We start from the raw sequence: 16272 nt of genomic DNA, 5'->3' as shown, positions 1-16272 counted from the left end.
ATAATGGCAAACTTACAATCTAATTTCCTCGGTATTAAATCTCCAAATCCGTTTTGGCTCGCATCAGCACCGCCAACCGATAAAGAATATAACGTTCGCAGAGCTTTTGAAGCAGGTTGGGGCGGTGTAGTATGGAAGACACTAGGTTCTGAAGGACCACCCGTTGTTAACGTCAATGGTCCACGATATGGCGCAATTTATGGTGCTGATCGTCGTCTTTTAGGCTTAAACAATATTGAGCTTATTACCGATCGTGATCTTTATACTAACTTGGAAGAAATTAAGCGTGTGAAGGCTGATTACCCTGATCGTGCGATTATCGTTTCGATTATGGTGCCATGCGAGGAAGAAGCATGGAAAGCGATCCTGCCACTTGTTGAAGAAACAGGCGCTGATGGCATTGAGCTGAACTTTGGTTGCCCACATGGAATGTCTGAACGTGGCATGGGCGCAGCTGTTGGTCAGGTGCCTGAATATATCGAGATGGTCACTCGCTGGTGTAAACAATATTACTCCAAACCAGTTATTGTGAAGCTCACACCAAACATCACCGATATTCGTAAACCAGCTGCTGCTGCGAAGCGCGGTGGCGCAGATGCTGTGAGCTTGATCAATACGATCAATTCTATCACATCTGTTAATCTGGATAGCATGAGCCCTGAACCTTCAATTGATGGCAAAGGTACGCATGGTGGTTATTGCGGGCCGGCGGTGAAACCAATCGCCATGTCGATGGTGTCAGAAATTGCACGAAACGAAGAAACTGCTGGCATGCCGATTTCCGGTATTGGCGGAATTACGACTTGGCGGGATGCAGCCGAATATATGGCCCTTGGTTGCGGCAATGTGCAAGTATGTACTGCCGCAATGACTTATGGTTTTAAGATTGTTCAAGAGATGATTTCCGGTCTTGAGCAATGGATGGATGAAAAGGGACATTCAAGCCTCGATGATTTTGTTGGCATGGCTGTGCCGAACACTACAGATTGGCAGTATCTCAATCTTAATTTCATTGCTAAAGCGAAGATTGATCAGGATCTTTGCATTAGTTGCGGACGTTGTTTTGCTGCTTGTGAAGATACTTCCCACCAGGCAATTTCTATGACACCAGACCGCAAGTTTGAAGTCATTGACGCAGAATGCGTCGCCTGTAATTTATGTGTGAATGTATGTCCGGTTGAGGGTTGTATTACCATGGAAGAAATGGACACGGGTAAAACCGATCCGCGCACCGGCAAAGTTGTTGAAGATCAGTACGCTAACTGGACAACGCACCCTAACAATCCAGCAGCAATGGAGCCTGCTGAATAGAAAAGCTTAAATTAAGCAAGAATAATCAAATCGCCCTGTGTTATGTGTGTGCATAAACGGGGCGATTTTTTTATGGGTGAATGCAATTATGAATGAAGACGTTCAAAACGCTTATCAACGGTTTGATGGCGATGTTGCTAATCGGCTTTACCAGATCCGTCAATTGATTTTTGATATCGCTGCGAACGACAGCCAAATAGGTGTTATTACTGAAACTTTGAAATGGGGTGAACCATCCTACCTGACCGAACAGAGCAAGAGTGGGACCACAATTCGGCTGAGCAATGTTAAAGAAATGCCGGATTATTGCGGTATCTATGTTCATTGCCAAACACGTTTGATTTCGCAGTTTCAAGACAGTTTCGCTGATGAATTGGAGTTTAGCGGAAATCGTGCGGTGCTTGTTGATGTCAATCAGCCGCTCAATGAAACCTTGATAAAGATGTTCTTACACGAGGCTTTGACCTATCACATAAAGTGAAAAAGCGAATTATGATTTAGGTGTGAGTGTGCTGCGGAACAGATGCTCAAGATAGGTTTCAGCATCCTTGGTAATTTCTTGTTTGTCGGTTGTTAAAATGCCACCGATTTGAACATCAAAGTCAGCATAATGTTGTGTTGTTGACCAGATGGAGAATATTAGATGATAAGGATCGACAACTGAGATTTTACCTTCATCACACCAGCTTTGAATAAGTGTGGCCTTTTCATCAACCAGATCTTTCAATGGGCCTTTGATAGCACCTGAAAAATTGGGTGCACCTTGTAAAATTTCATTCGCGTATAACCGACTTTCCAGTGGATAGGCTCGCGACATTGCTAGCTTCTTTTTTACATAAACGAGGATTTCATCAATTGGGTTCGCTGAAGGTCCAAGCTCAATGAGTGGTTCAAGCCAGTTTTGCAAAAGTTGTTCAAGCAATGCGACATGAACCGCTTCTTTGCTTGGAAAATAGTAAAGCAGATTTGGTTTGGACATCCCTGCCGCATTTGCAAGCTGATCAACAGTTGCACCGCGGAAGCCGTATTTTGAAAAGACCTCAAGACCGGCCTTTAATATTAAGTTCCGATTTTTTTCTTGAATGCGACTTAAAGGTGCTTTTTTTGGGGCGTTAATTTTCTGCATCCTTTACAAGTATCTGGGTATACAGGTGATGCCAACTGTAATTCGATGAATTTTTGAGCAAATGCTTTGTTTTTCACTTGTTTTTAATGGTTTAGCCCTGCCAACTTGCCCATATGGTGCGCGAGCACTGAATTGCTGCTCCAAACGGGTTTATCGAGTTTTTCAGATGCTGCATCTAAAATTGAGAAGGTTCGTAAATTTGTGCAGGACAAAAAGACGGCATCACAGTCGTTCGAGTTGCCGATTTCGATGGCAGCGTCATAGATTGATTGGGGATCAATACGGGCAACCTTTGCCTCAGTTGATTCATTAAATGTCGCAAAATTGCTGATTTTAATTCCGGCATTTTGCTCCAAATAATTCCGCATAGGCAGAGATACGCTATCGATATATGGCGAAATAAACCCCAGTGATTTTATACTGTTTTGCTCACAGATATCGATTAGCGCGGTTAGCGGGTTGGTTGCGTATTTTGCGTTGCTACCGTTGAGAATGAGTTCGGAGATCCGTTCTGGACCTATGATCGTGGCGCCAGATGTGCAGGCATAACCGATGACATCAAAATTAACGGAAGGTGGCAATAATGAAATCGATGCAGGTAATCCTGCCTCCATAAGCTTCAGCGTTTCAGGGGTAACTTCAGCTTCACTTGCAATACGCGTTGTGTAAAGTGCAACACCTTCGTCTTGAAATAGGGATTGGAGCTCAGGTTCTACCGTTTCATCTGACTGTAGAACCACGAGCCCTAAAGTCGCATCTTTGCCGATTGGACCAATGAGTTCATAGTCTAAAGCATTCATGATGTTTACCCGATGATTGGAATGTCAGATGGTGCTCGTTTTGATAAAAGCACAGGTCCATTTTTTGTAATAAGTATGTTTTCTTCGTGCACCATGATTTTGCCAGAAGAAATTGTCATGCTCGGTTCAATCGTCATGATCATGTTGTTTTGCATCATTGTTTCATCGCTGGATATGAGGGATGGCCATTCAGTAAGGCGCATGCCCAAACCATGCCCCAAACGACCAACATCTCCCTGATTGCTTGAACTTACATTTGGTTTCCACTGTGAAATTATGTTGGCAATCGCGTTGTAAATATCGCTGGCGGTTTGACCGATTTTGGCAGCATTAATGCCGGCATCGGTCGCTTCATACAAAAGCTGATATGCATCCTTTGTTTCTTCACTTGCATTGCCGATTGCATAATTTCGATCAAAATCGCAGAAATATCCGTCAAACAATGCACCTGTATCCAGCATTAGCACATCGCCATTTTTAAGCGGTTCATCGCTTGTGGGTGAGATGACGTCGCGATATCCGCCTGATCCAGCTCCCCCAGCAAGGTAGGGCACCCAATCTGCACCTTCTTCGAGCAGTATTCTTTGAAAATTTCGAAACACTTTACCAAGTGGTTCGCCAACCGCACAGATTTCGTGAACACGCGCAAAACTTCTATCTGCAATCGCGCAGGCGTATTTTATTTTATCGATTTCCTCTTCGGATTTGATCATCTGAAGTGACGACAAAATCGGATGCGCATCTTTAAATGAGCAATGTTTGAGTTGGTGTTTGAGTTTTGCAAAATCATCGAGCGGCATTCGCAAATGTGTTTCATGCCCCATCGGAAGGCCAATACTGGCTTGCTCACCGCAGAGATCTTTAAGCGTCTTTGCAAGAAGCGTGACACCATCGTCCTTTAAATCGGGTGATGTCCAAGTGTGAATTTTTGCCACCCAACATGATGACATCAAATCAAGACCAATGGATGGAATAACGGCAATTGGTTTTCCCGTGTTTGGAATTATAACAAACCATGGGCGTGTGGGGCTTTCCCAAAAGCGCGTGAAAAACCCTGTAAAATAACGAATATCTGGTTCTGTTGAGAGAATGATTGCATCGATATCTTGTTCTGACATCAATCGTTGCGCATTGTCGCAGCGCGTTTGGTATTCGCTGTCTGAAAAGCTGCGCGGTGGTTTTGCAATCATATTCATTGTGTCATCGTTTTTCACTAATGATCGCAGCGATACGCGAATTTTTACCAATTGATAGCTGATTTAAAACATCGCTGCCGAGAAATATTGGTGCAATGCCGGCGGCAGCCGAGGCTGTTGTGTCTATACCGATGTTTTCCAGTTTCTTAACGGCGTTATCACCCTCGGCTTCAGAAATCGTTACAAAGTAATTTGCGTCCTTTGCGAGTGTTTTGAGCGCAATTAACGAGGGAGTTTTGCAATCTAATCGACCCATTTCAGAAACTGCTCCAGTTGTCTCAACAACCTTTTCAGCTTTCACGCTTTCGATAAGGGCAGGGGCATATTCTGGTTCAACCACAATGATATTTAGTTCATCGCCCCAAATGTGGCGCGCGTAACCTGCAACCCCGGCTGCAAGACCTCCAACACCGGCTTGCAAGAATAAATGCGTGGGTGGTTGCGGCATCTGCTCAACTATTTCAGCTGCCATAGCAAGGTAACCTTCCATCAAGCGATAAGGTAGTATCTCATAACCCGGCCAAGAGCTGTCGGAGAGCAAAATCCAGCCTTCATTTGTATTTGCCGCATCTAAAGCACCCTGCATGCTCTCTTCATAATCATCCCCGTGCCAAACAACCTTTGCACCTTGTGCTTCTAATTCGCCTGCAAAGCTCTCAGGCACCGTTTTTGAAAGATATATGATTGCATTGGCACCAAAAATACGTGCGCCAGCTGCAACAGATAAACCATGATTGCCCGCACTTGCGGTGATATAGGTTGAACCTTTTAATGGTACATTGCTCAAATCATTACCTGATGTGACCGCATCACAGGCAATGACATAGGCTGCACCCAGTGCTTTAAAACTGCCAAGGTTCATGCGCGCCCGTTCGTCTTTTAAAAAAATCGAACCAAGTTCAATCTCATCAGCCAGCTGTGAAAGTTCGCATAAGGGAGTGGTTTGATAAGTAGGGCACTGTTTTAAAAGTTCTAAAGGCCCATTGGCATCAATACTGGTGTGGGAAATTGTGCCACCGAGATCATCCTTAATGCCGCTTCCTACTAATGGATTTTTATAAATTTCAGGCATTTCCCCTCGCAAATTCTCCGGTGTTTTTCCAAACCATGCATGATGGGAAACCAACTTGCAATAGCGATTGAAAAATCAAAGGGCATAAAAAAACCAGGTCGAAAAGACCTGGTTTTTAAAGAATGCTACATGCGCTAAATTTACGCTGTCACATATGTTATTGATTCATCAATTGCCGCAACAATTTCATCAATATCAGACTTGGATGCAATCAATGCTGGGCTTAAACACAATGTGTTATTCAAACCAGGTAGTGAACGGTTTGTGGCACCAATAACAACCGCATGTTCTGAGAAACAACGCCCGACAATTTGCTGAACAATTGGCTCAGGCAGCGGTTCCTTCGTGTCCCGATCTGCCACCAATTCAAGACCACAGAACAAGCCCTTACCGCGAGCGTCGCCACCAATTGCATGCTTGGCTTTAAGCCCTTCAAGTGCGTCAAGAAGATAGTGACCCATATTGGTCGTGTTTTCCAACAGGTTTTCTTCTTCAAGGATACGCATGTTTTCAAGCGCTGCAGCAGGACCTGCAGTACAGCCACCAAATGTCGAAATATCGCGGAAATAGCTCATGTGATCACTTGGATCAGCTTTGAACATGTTAAACACTTCTTCCGTTGTGACTGTACATGAAATGGCCGCGTAACCGGATGCTACACCTTTTGCCATTGTCACCATATCTGGTTCAATACCGTAATGCTGATAGCCAAACCATTCACCTGTTCGGCCCATGCCGCAAACAACTTCATCGATGATCAGCAAAACGTCATATTTTTTGCAGATTTCTTGAACGCGTGGCCAATAGCCTTCAGGAGGTGTGATCACACCACCGCCAGCAGTTACTGGTTCTAGGATAAGTGCGCCCACTGTATCGGCACCTTCACGCAGAATGACCTCTTCGATAGCGTTTGCTGCGCGCACGCCGTAATCCTCAACATCACCCCATTGGGAGCGATATTCAAGGCAATGCGGAACAGACACAAATCCAGGTGTGTATGGACCATATTGCGCTTTGCGCTCTTCTTGACCACCTGATGAAAGGGCGGTGATGGTTGTACCGTGGTAATCGCGTTCACGGTAAAGGATTTTGTGCTTTTTGCCGCCATATTTGTTGTGCGCGATTTGGCGTACGATTTTGTAAGCCTTTTCGTTCGCTTCAGAACCCGAATTTGAATAGTAAACACGGCTCATACCAGGCATTTTGCTGATCAAACGTTCTGAGAACATCGCACCTGGAATGCTACCTGTTGTTCCGCCGAAGAAATTCATCTTCACGAGTTGGTCACGCACTGCATCTGCAATAGTTGCACGGCCATAGCCAACGTTAACGGTCCATACGCCACCTGAAACCGCGTCTAGATGTTCACGTCCAGCTTGGTTCCAAACACGCAGACCCTTACCTTCGATGATGATGAGTGGGTCGTCAGTTTCGAATTTTTTGTGTTGGCTGAGATGATGCCAAACATGGGCACGATCATTCTCAACAACTTCTTGGAAATCATTTTGATTGCTAACTCCGTCCATGATGGACCTCCTTAAATGTTCAATTGACAACCACCTTAGTTTCGAAGGATTTAAGCGAACAGTGCCTGATATCATTCATCTATGGTACCAGATTTTGTAAGCCATGAGCCAGATGAGTAATCTAAGTCATTTTACGTGGTTATCGGCTCCGTAGGTTGTATTGTTATGTGTTGAGTAGCGACCTTAAATCAAACTTTAAAAATGGCAAATATTTTTTACTAAATGGTCAAATATATTGATTATTTATCTGCATGTGATGGTTCAATAATACCAGCTTGTTCGAGCTGGCGACGATTTGGTATCCAGATCTGATCGGGTGGGGTGCTATAGGCTGTTTGGATAAAGTCCTGAGAGACACCGCGGGACGACAGATAATTTTTATCTTTTTCTACTTGTGCATCAATGTCAAGTATGGATGCGCTCAGCATGGATTTGGTCGCATATAGATGAAAGCCCAGTTTGCCGTCCTCACTCAATTGACGATTGTTTCCAGACATAAAAATCAAGGTACAAGCGGAAAAACAATTCTCCTCCACTTGCGTGTTTAAATTCAATTCGGTCATTTTGTTCGCAATGGCGCGCGCTGCAAAAATAATGCCGCCCGGGCTTTTCAGCTGAACTGTCTTAATCTGATCGTTTTCATCTAGTGTTTTTAAAAATGAATGATAGAGCTGGTAATTAATATCACCGGATAGATACATCACTCGGCCATCATCAGATATTGGTAACGGCTGAATGACTTCAGCTTCACTGGTCACGGCCTCTTTTTGAGAAGGGTTTATGAACTCATAGCTTTGCAAGATCGAGTTGGAACCTATCAGAATGATCGCAATTGAAAGCATGGCAATTAAAGTGACATCCGTCCCGTCGCGTCTGGCGTTTTTGAGTGTGCGAATTGCACCGATGAGCTGCCAGATCAGGATTGCGCCTAATATTAATAGTCCAATTGTTAGCTGAAAGCCCTTTAGTGGTTCAGGTAAAAGATCTAGCAAAACAGACAGGATTAGACTGAACGCAAACAGGTTTATCCATACCACCCGAGCGATGGAATGTTGGCCATACCAATGGTTTTTAAAATAAGCTGCGCGCTCCCACATGCGATTTCCTCACTGTTTAATCAAAGTACCAGCTTGGTGTGGGAATGCCAATTGATGCAGTTTTGGAGATGAAAATGCGGAGATATGTGCGGCAATACTCATTGCTTCTGATAGTTTTGCAGCTTATAAGCAATTTCGCGTATTTCATGCCTTTCATGATCAATGGGTGCCCCATGAGTAAGGCAGCTAACGATGACATCAAACGTTTTGTAGAAAGTGATTTGGATTAAGTGTCGGACCACATTGCAAATTCATATCGAAATAAGGATCAGTTGTTTGCCGTTGCACCGATGATGGATTGGACGGACAAGCATTGTCGCTATTTGCACAGGTTATTGAGCAAGAACGCGCTGCTTTACACTGAGATGGTGGTTGCAGAGGCGATTTTGCATGGCGATCCGGAACGTTTGCTAAGTTATAATGATATGGAGCATCCCATTGCTGTGCAAATTGGTGGTTCTGATCCTGATCGAGTGGCACAGGCGACACAAATTTGCGCTGAATTTGGATATGATGAAATCAATTTAAATGTTGGATGTCCGTCCGATCGCGTTCAATCAGGCACATTTGGTGCTTGCCTCATGCGTGAACCAGAATTAGTGGCATCATGTATTTCAAAAATGAAATCTGTGACGGATATTCCTGTGACGGTGAAATGCCGCATTGGTGTTGATGAACAGGATGAGGAAATTGCGCTTGATGAGATGACCTCGGGTTTGATTGCTGTTGGCGTTGACGCATTATGGGTACATGCGCGTAAAGCCTGGCTGCAAGGTTTATCTCCGAAAGAAAACCGTGATATCCCGCCGTTAAACTATGATCGTGTTTACCGCTTAAAGGCAGATAATCCGGATTTATTTATTGGAATAAATGGTGGCATAACTGATCTTGATCAATCTAAGACCCATCTTTCACATGTTGATGGTGTAATGCTCGGGCGCGCAGCTTATCATAATTCTGGTTTACTATTGGATGTAGATCATCAAATTTATGGTGATGAGCCCAGCACCGTTGACTGGCAACAGATTTGCGAAGCGATGATGATCCATGCCGATGAACATATGTCAAAGGGTGGCCGATTGATCCATGTAACACGCCACATGGTGGGATTGTTTCATGGCCAGCGTGGTTCGCGTCGTTTTCGACAAATTTTGTCAACAGATGCGGTGAAAGCTGATGCGACCCCTGAGGTAATCCAGCAAGCATTTGATGCAATTGAGTTTGAATTGACTGCAGCTGAATAATTCTTTGGCGGCGAAATCTAGTCTTCAGGTATTTGCTTTGGTTTGCCGTTTTCATCCAGCGCGACCATAACAATGCGTGCATCGGTCACTTTTTCAGTTACTTCGGTTAAATAACGTTGGACCCAGGCATCAACTTGTAAGGTCATGGATGTTCGTCCAACTTTAACAATGTCGATATAAATCCCCAACGTGTCACCGATTTTAACCGGCTTTTTAAAGACCATTTCTTTAACTGCTGCTGTTACAACACGGCCATGGGCGCGTTCTGCAGCTTTAATACCGCAGGCCAAATCCATTTGCGCCATCACCCATCCACCAAAAATATCGCCAGCTGCATTGGCGTCGCCCGGCATGGCAAGTGTTCGAAGGGTTAGCTCACCTGTTGGTGTTTCAGTATCGGACATTAAAACCTCGTCATATCTTCAGGAATTCATGGTTAATTTTAGACTCATAATTCCTTTACCTCAATCAGGCATATTAGGTGAAACTTGTCCTTGCAACAGGAGTTTTGCGTATCATGCAGGGTTTTAAATTGGGTAACCTTCGGAATTTAAAGCGCATTACAGCGTTTAGTGTGCTGTTTTGTCTTGTTTTGACCTCATGTACTCCGGAGAGGGTTTTATTGCCACCAGGTGATGTTGTGTCTTCAATCACACCAAATACGCCCAGCACAAACACAGGGCCGGTGCCACAGGGCACGTTAATTGGGCCGGTCAATTCTCCCCGCACACCAAATGTTGCGCCATTTGATCAGAGCTTTGAAAACCGAAATGTGACTGAGGAAGCGCCGCAGAAGAAAACTCTTGTGTCGGGCTTGTTGTCAAAACCATCATTCTTAGGTGGTGCAAATCGTGCCGAAACAGCTTGCCAACGTCAATTGAAACGATTGGGTGTTCGCTTTGAATTACCAGCCCCAATTGTGGGTAAAGGTGCTTGCGGGATTGCCGCGCCGGTGAAAGTTAAATCTCTGTCGGGCGGGATTGATATCATACCTGATGCGACATTGAACTGCCCAATGGCGCTTGCTTTTGCAAAATGGGTTAAAAACGAATTGGCAACAGCCGCACGCGTTCGCTATTTGTCGGGCATTAAATCAATTCACCAAATGTCAGCTTATTCATGCCGGACAATGAATAACAAAGTCGGTGGTAGATTATCAGAACACGCTAAAGGAAATGCGATTGATATCGGCAAAATCAACCTCAATAGCGGTAAAACAATTGTGGTAAGACGGCCAGGATTATTTGCATTCCGTGAAAAAGGGCTGCTGCATAGTGTGCGCTCTGAAAGCTGCAAATACTTCACCACTGTGCTTGGCCCAGGAAGCGATCGATACCATAAAGATCATTTTCATTTTGATTTGCGCCAACGAAAAACCAGCTATAGGCATTGCTCGCTCTAATCCAGTCTTGTCAGTTGTATCCAATATTTCCCAGCCCAAGGGTGGCTTTGGGCAGTATTGTCAACTATGACTTGGCCGATCCGACAATCACGTCGGTTGGCTTGGCTTTGTAGATGCTTTCTATTGATCTTGTTTATTTTGCAACCTTATTGCTGGCAACCGGTATTGTCGCGGGTTTGCTTGCTGGTTTGTTTGGTGTGGGCGGTGGCGCTGTATTAGTTCCGGTATTTTTTCAAGCTTTTGGTGCGTTAGGCATGGACGAGTCTGTTGTTATGCATGTCTCAATAGGCACCTCGTTGGCCATTATAATTCCAACCTCCATCAGATCGTATTTTGCTCATAAAAACTATGGTGCCGTTGATGATGAGACCATCCGTAAATGGATTATCGTAATACCACTTGGGGTTTTGACTGCATCTTATTTTGCTTCGATTGCCTCAGGAAATGCATTGCGGCTAATTTTTGCAATCATTGCAACTTTGGTTGCGATCCGTTTGTTGTTTAACCGCCCAGGCTGGATTATCGCAAATGATGTTCCAACAGGGCTTTGGCGTTTAATCGTCGGTTATATTATTGGCTTGTTTTCCGCTTTGATGGGAATTGGCGGTGGCGTTTTCAACAATACATTCATGACACTTTTTGGTCGTCCCATGCATCAGGCGGTTGCCACATCCTCAGGTGTTGGGGTGCTGATCGCAATTCCGGGCTTGTTTGGATATATCGTTGCAGGTTGGGGCACTGAAAATCTGCCCGAATATGCTACTGGATATATTTATTGGCCCGCTGTGATCCTGGTTATTCCTACAACACTGATATTTGCACCTATTGGGGCTAAACTTGCGCATAAGCTGAAGCGACGTCAGCTAGAAATTGGATTTGGTTTATTCTTTATTTTGGTCGCGATGCGCTTTTTTGCAAGCTCTATTTAAGCTAAAGCTTCTCAACACGCTCTCTTGCTAAACGCTGGCGTTTGGTTTCGCGGCGTGGTTTTTTTCGATAAGTTCCATGCGCTCAGGCAAGATATCCATAATCTGCCGTCTTTGAGCAGGCGTATAATTCACCCAAGCCGTGATTTCTCGTCCAGTGCGTCCGCATCCAAAACAATATCCGGTCTTTAAGTCAATTGAGCAAACAAGGTTGCAAGGTGATTCTATGCTAGCCATGAACGAATATATAGATATCAAAATCCCGATTGCAATCAGACAGTCAATGCAAAACCAATTAAGATGGCAATCTCGGATAATTGTTGTGTTGCTCCGATTGTATCGCCGGTGTGTCCCTCAATTTTATCATCAGTTAGTTTTGTAAAATAGTGCGTGATTGCAGCCGAAAATAAAATAGCCAATCCAGTTGCGAGAAATCCACCAAAGATGAAGGAAGTAATACAAACAATACCAATACTCATCATGCTGAGCTGGATAGATTTTGCAGATGGTTCTCCAACACTTGCTGCGACCCCATCTTCGCGTGCGGGCGGTAGTTCTGACCAATGCCAAACCATGATCCCGCGTGATGCGCTGCTTGCAACCAAAATAACGATGAAGGCTGAAAATGCAGTCATATGTTCAAGCACAAGTGAGAGCGCAACAAACTTAATCAGAATTGAAAATACCAAAGCCAGAGTTCCATAGGTTCCAAGGCGTGAATCTTTCATGATTTGTAATATTTTATCCTTGCCAGATGATCCCCAAAATCCATCGGCGCAGTCCGATAGCCCATCTTCATGCAGACCACCTGTTATAAAGGTTAAGCCAGCTACCAATAATGCTGCAATCAGCATTGCATTTACATCAAGGGCTGCAAGAACTGCGGCGACCAGTGCCAGAGGAAAGGCGATTAAAACACTTGCGATAACATAATAACCTGAGGTTTCGGTCATCTTGCCATCGTCAGTGTCGAAATATTCAGATGGAACGGGGTATCTGCTTAAAAAGCCGATAGCTTGTGCAACTTTATCAATGTGTATTGAATGGCTCATTTTGGCGACCGATTTCATTTGATTTCTAATTGCGACGATAATGTCGCGCGAGGCGGTTGTCATCATCGATATAGACCTTTACTAGCTGGTGTCGGTAAGTTTCAAGAGATTCTTGCTTAAAGATTGCAATAGTTTGGAGCTAGACATGTCGGCCAGCGGATTACCTTTCGATGACTTTCGTGAACTTTTAAAAAACCTTCCGGGGCCAAATGCGCAAGCCGTTGACATGGCGCGCGAACGAGATGGCCAGTTGACCAAACCTCCTGGTGCTTTAGGTCGTCTGGAAGAAATTGCATTCTGGCTTGCGGCATGGACGGGACGTAAGCCTGCCGTCACGCGACCGCTTGTTGCAATTTTTGCTGGAAACCATGGTGTAACCAATAAAGGTGTTTCACCGTTCCCATCTTCTGTTACAGCACAAATGGTTGAAAATTTTGCTGCAGGTGGCGCTGCGATCAACCAAATTTGTGTTGCTTATGATTTGGGATTGAAGGTATTTGATTTAGCGCTCGAATTACCAACCGCTGATATTACCGAAGAAGCCGCTTTAGATGAACAAGCATGTGCTGCGACCATGGCATTTGGTATGGAAGCCATTGCTGGTGGTACGGATCTTTTGTGTATTGGTGAGATGGGAATTGGAAACACAACTGTCGCATCTGCTATTTATTATGGACTATACGGCGGTAGTGCTGAGGAGTGGGTTGGACCTGGTACCGGTGCTCAAGGTGATGGTTTGCAACGAAAAATCGATGCTGTTCAACAGGCCGTTGAGTTACATAAAGACCATTTAAACGATCCATTAGAACTCATGCGCAGATTAGGTGGCCGCGAAATTGCAGCAATGGCGGGTGCTATCTTGGCGGCTCGGGTTGAAGGTATTCCGGTTATCATCGATGGTTTTGTGGCGACAGCCGCTGCGGCCATCTTACACGCCGCAAATCCAAAAGCGCTCGACCATTGTATGATTGGCCATGTTTCAGCAGAGCCTGCGCATATGAAGGTCATTGAAAAGCTTGGAAAAACACCGCTTCTTGCTCTTGGCATGCGATTGGGTGAGGGAACAGGTGCGGCTTTGGCTGCAGGGATTGTTAAAGCAGCTGCACAGTGTCACTCAGGCATGGCTACATTTGAACAAGCTGGGGTTAGCGACAAAGACTAGATCTTTGTGTGCATTTCAGATCCGATTAGTTTGTTGAATAACCTAGCGCTGTCCCAAGCGCTGCTTTGGTGCATCAACGCGCTGATGCTCAACCGGCGAAATAGATTGCATAATCCGTTTGGCTGGGAATACACATGTCGCTGTTGTGCCAACGCGTAATTTCGATTTTAGAATGAAGTTGCCTTCATGCTTTTTCATAATCGCTTGCACAATTGGCAGGCCTAATCCGGTACCTTGCTCAGCGCTTTTAATAGCAATTGAACCTTGGCCAAACGCGGATAAGACGACCGGGATTTCCTCTTCGGCGATACCGGTTCCGTTATCGGTTACGGACAAATATTGACCGCCACCAGCTGTCCAGCCAAGCTTGATTTTAATCTCGCCCTGACTTGGCGTGAATTTTACGGCATTCGAAAGCAAGTTTAAGATAACCTGGCGTATGGCTTTTTCATCTGCCCAAACAGCGGGCAAATCTGCCTCAAACATTTCCAATAAAGAGATTTGTTTGTTACGTGCTTTTAGCGTAACCATGCTCAAGCAATCTGAAACGATATCTTGCAATGAAACAGCTTCTTCTGAAAGCTCATAGCGACCAGCTTCGATACGTGACAAATCCAAAATCTCATTGATCAAGTTCAATAAATGTTGGCCTGATCCATGAATGTCTTCCATATATTGAACATAAGTTGGGTTTTCGATCTTACCCATGACGCCGTTTTTCATAATTTCAGAAAAACCCAAAATCGCATTAAGCGGGGTTCTCAGTTCGTGTGACATTGATGCTAAAAATCGCGACTTTGCCAAATTTGCTTCTTCAGCTCTGCGTCGGGCTTCATCTGAAAGTGAGTTAGCGACTTCCAATTCAGCAATAAGGGCGTCTTTTTCAATCTGATGTTCTAATATGGAAAGGTTCGATTGATAAAGCTTGCGGCTTAACAATATAAAAAATGCGGCCGAAACACATTGAAATGCGAGGTGACCAAAATCTACGAATGACTGTGAAAACGCTGCATAACCAGCCAATGTCAGCATGACCGGTAAAAGCACATAATAGACAGCCCCCTTAAGGGCAAAGGTCGATGTTGCGATTGTTGCTGCCATGATGAGCAGTACAGCGGCATAAAATACGTAACTGTCGCTATCTGTGAGATTGTTTTGTTGCATGATAACAAAACTTGCCCATGCCAAACCAATAAGCACATAACTAAAATTGTATCGACGTGTCCAAGACTTTTCATCAATCTCAGAGGGTGAGATCTTTGCAGCTTTTTGCGCAACCAATGTGAGTACCGTATAGGACAGTGATGCTAAAATAGCCCAAACCATCATTTGCACAGAGTGCTGTAGATAATAACTCATCGCAGCAGTTGCAATGACTAGCAATGGTCCAATAGCTGCACCTTCCAAAACACTATTTGTGTGGAACACAATCATCTCGCGTGCATAGCTTTTGGTAATAGAACCGCCATGTTGCAATTGCTCACGCTTATCTTTAACCGCGCTCATCACTGCTTCATTGGGTTTGCGTTGCGTGCGGTCTACAATAATTTTATCGACGTTTTGGCTATCAGAATTCGGCATATTTTACTCAATAGATTTACGACCTTGCAGATATGATAGCGTTAAATGCTTAAGAACTTGTTTTTGATTCTCTTTTTGCCAGGGATATTTACTTACAATTGGTATAAAATGTTGGGTAGGAAGGAGTTGAATGACTTCCATATGCCATTTTATGTTTGTTTATAGTGGATTTCGTGTTTTTTTTGGGCACAATTGCACCGAACTCTAAGATTTAGCACTTGTTTAATCGCTACTTTTGCGTAACTTCGTAAGACATTGGAACGAGTTGGTGGGTAACTAAATGGATCGATTAGACCGCAAAATTTTGCGTCTGTTGCAAGAAGATTCGACATTGGCTGTCGCAGATATAGCAAAGAGAGTCGGCCTTTCGACCACACCGTGCTGGCGACGCATTCAAAAGCTTGAGGAAGACGGTGTCATTCGTGGCCGTGTTGCATTGCTCGATGCTGAGAAGGTCAATGTGAAGGTCACGGTTTTCGTTTCGATCCGCACGAATTCTCACAGCACAGAATGGCTCAAACGCTTTTCTGAAGTCATTATTGATTTCCCTGAAATCGTTGAGTTTTACAGAATGAGCGGTGAGGTGGATTACCTGCTTCGCGTCGTTGTTCCGGATATCGCAGCATATGACGATTTTTACCGGCGTTTGATTGAGCGGATTGAAATTCGCGATGTTTCCAGTGCGTTTGCAATGGAAAAAATCAAATATACAACAGAGTTGCCTTTGGATTATCTACCGGTGGAAAACGGTCGTTCCACCGATTGATAAATTCATAT

At 44.4% G+C, this 16272-nt stretch carries 16 protein-coding genes and 1 pseudogene; 7 read left to right on the top strand and 10 right to left on the bottom strand.

Annotated elements, in window-relative coordinates:
• Window positions 1-3: 3 nt before the first annotated feature.
• Window positions 4-1311: an NAD-dependent dihydropyrimidine dehydrogenase subunit PreA gene (gene preA / locus ACZ1GZ_RS14390; protein WP_472665582.1), complete on the top strand. Its 1308-nt coding sequence runs from the start codon at window positions 4-6 to the stop codon at window positions 1309-1311.
• A gap of 88 nt (window positions 1312-1399) precedes the next feature.
• Window positions 1400-1792, top strand: a complete 393-nt coding sequence (locus ACZ1GZ_RS14385; RefSeq protein ID WP_472665581.1) for a DUF1801 domain-containing protein — start codon at window positions 1400-1402, stop codon at window positions 1790-1792.
• A gap of 9 nt (window positions 1793-1801) precedes the next feature.
• On the opposite strand, the gene ACZ1GZ_RS14380 is transcribed toward ACZ1GZ_RS14385, so the two are convergent.
• The 6 genes from ACZ1GZ_RS14380 to ACZ1GZ_RS14355 all read right to left on the bottom strand — a co-directional run bounded on the left by ACZ1GZ_RS14380 (window position 1802) and on the right by ACZ1GZ_RS14355 (window position 8128).
• Complete coding sequence (locus tag ACZ1GZ_RS14380; RefSeq protein WP_472665580.1) at window positions 1802-2437, bottom strand: TetR family transcriptional regulator C-terminal domain-containing protein; 636 nt, start codon at window positions 2435-2437, stop codon at window positions 1802-1804.
• 83 nt (window positions 2438-2520) lie between these two features.
• A complete protein-coding gene (locus ACZ1GZ_RS14375; protein WP_472665579.1) occupies window positions 2521-3237 on the bottom strand; it encodes a maleate cis-trans isomerase family protein in 717 nt (238 codons plus the stop codon).
• Between the two features lie 5 nt (window positions 3238-3242).
• Window positions 3243-4433 carry a M24 family metallopeptidase gene (locus ACZ1GZ_RS14370; protein ID WP_472665578.1) on the bottom strand — a complete coding sequence of 397 codons (1191 nt, stop codon included), beginning with the start codon at window positions 4431-4433 and terminating at the stop codon, window positions 3243-3245.
• Between the two features lie 4 nt (window positions 4434-4437).
• Window positions 4438-5505, bottom strand: coding sequence for a pyridoxal-phosphate dependent enzyme (locus ACZ1GZ_RS14365; RefSeq protein WP_472665577.1), 1068 nt, complete (start codon window positions 5503-5505; stop codon window positions 4438-4440).
• 140 nt (window positions 5506-5645) lie between these two features.
• Window positions 5646-7031 (bottom strand): aminotransferase family protein, encoded by a 1386-nt coding sequence (locus ACZ1GZ_RS14360; protein ID WP_472665576.1) that lies wholly within the window; start codon window positions 7029-7031, stop codon window positions 5646-5648.
• 239 nt (window positions 7032-7270) lie between these two features.
• On the bottom strand, window positions 7271-8128 hold the full coding sequence (locus tag ACZ1GZ_RS14355; protein WP_472665575.1) for a COG3904 family protein: 858 nt from the start codon (window positions 8126-8128) through the stop codon (window positions 7271-7273).
• 230 nt (window positions 8129-8358) lie between these two features.
• On the opposite strand from ACZ1GZ_RS14355, the gene dusA reads away from it, so the two are divergent.
• Window positions 8359-9372, top strand: coding sequence for a tRNA dihydrouridine(20/20a) synthase DusA (gene dusA / locus ACZ1GZ_RS14350; RefSeq protein ID WP_472665574.1), 1014 nt, complete (start codon window positions 8359-8361; stop codon window positions 9370-9372).
• A 17-nt stretch (window positions 9373-9389) separates the two neighbouring features.
• Here the strand turns inward: dusA and ACZ1GZ_RS14345 are convergent, their stop codons facing one another.
• The gene (locus ACZ1GZ_RS14345) at window positions 9390-9776 is read right to left on the bottom strand and encodes an acyl-CoA thioesterase (RefSeq protein ID WP_472665573.1); all 387 of its coding nucleotides are present in this window, start codon (window positions 9774-9776) and stop codon (window positions 9390-9392) included.
• 77 nt (window positions 9777-9853) lie between these two features.
• Here ACZ1GZ_RS14345 and ACZ1GZ_RS14340 point away from each other — a divergent pair, with 77 nt between their 5' ends.
• Window positions 9854-10774: an extensin-like domain-containing protein gene (locus ACZ1GZ_RS14340; protein WP_472665572.1), complete on the top strand. Its 921-nt coding sequence runs from the start codon at window positions 9854-9856 to the stop codon at window positions 10772-10774.
• Between the two features lie 113 nt (window positions 10775-10887).
• Window positions 10888-11703: a sulfite exporter TauE/SafE family protein gene (locus ACZ1GZ_RS14335; protein WP_472665571.1), complete on the top strand. Its 816-nt coding sequence runs from the start codon at window positions 10888-10890 to the stop codon at window positions 11701-11703.
• A gap of 1 nt (window position 11704) precedes the next feature.
• Here ACZ1GZ_RS14335 and ACZ1GZ_RS14330 read toward each other — a convergent pair.
• Both ACZ1GZ_RS14330 and cobS read right to left on the bottom strand, forming a co-directional pair.
• Window positions 11705-11937 (bottom strand): annotated as a pseudogene (locus ACZ1GZ_RS14330) (DUF1289 domain-containing protein).
• Between the two features lie 35 nt (window positions 11938-11972).
• A complete protein-coding gene (gene cobS / locus ACZ1GZ_RS14325) occupies window positions 11973-12752 on the bottom strand; it encodes an adenosylcobinamide-GDP ribazoletransferase (protein WP_472665570.1) in 780 nt (259 codons plus the stop codon).
• A gap of 145 nt (window positions 12753-12897) precedes the next feature.
• On the opposite strand from cobS, the gene cobT reads away from it, so the two are divergent.
• Window positions 12898-13914 (top strand): nicotinate-nucleotide--dimethylbenzimidazole phosphoribosyltransferase, encoded by a 1017-nt coding sequence (gene cobT, locus ACZ1GZ_RS14320; protein WP_472665569.1) that lies wholly within the window; start codon window positions 12898-12900, stop codon window positions 13912-13914.
• Window positions 13915-13956: 42 nt separating this feature from the next.
• On the opposite strand, the gene ACZ1GZ_RS14315 is transcribed toward cobT, so the two are convergent.
• The gene (locus tag ACZ1GZ_RS14315; protein WP_472665568.1) at window positions 13957-15495 is read right to left on the bottom strand and encodes a sensor histidine kinase; all 1539 of its coding nucleotides are present in this window, start codon (window positions 15493-15495) and stop codon (window positions 13957-13959) included.
• A 280-nt stretch (window positions 15496-15775) separates the two neighbouring features.
• On the opposite strand from ACZ1GZ_RS14315, the gene ACZ1GZ_RS14310 reads away from it, so the two are divergent.
• Entirely contained in the window at window positions 15776-16261 is a 486-nt protein-coding gene (locus tag ACZ1GZ_RS14310) for an Lrp/AsnC family transcriptional regulator (protein WP_472665567.1), read from the top strand.
• Window positions 16262-16272 lie beyond the last annotated feature (11 nt).

This window comes from Lentilitoribacter sp. JB5-8 (assembly GCF_055693385.1).
Note: the sequence above shows the minus strand (reverse complement) of the source record. Positions and strands in the feature narration are given on the sequence as shown.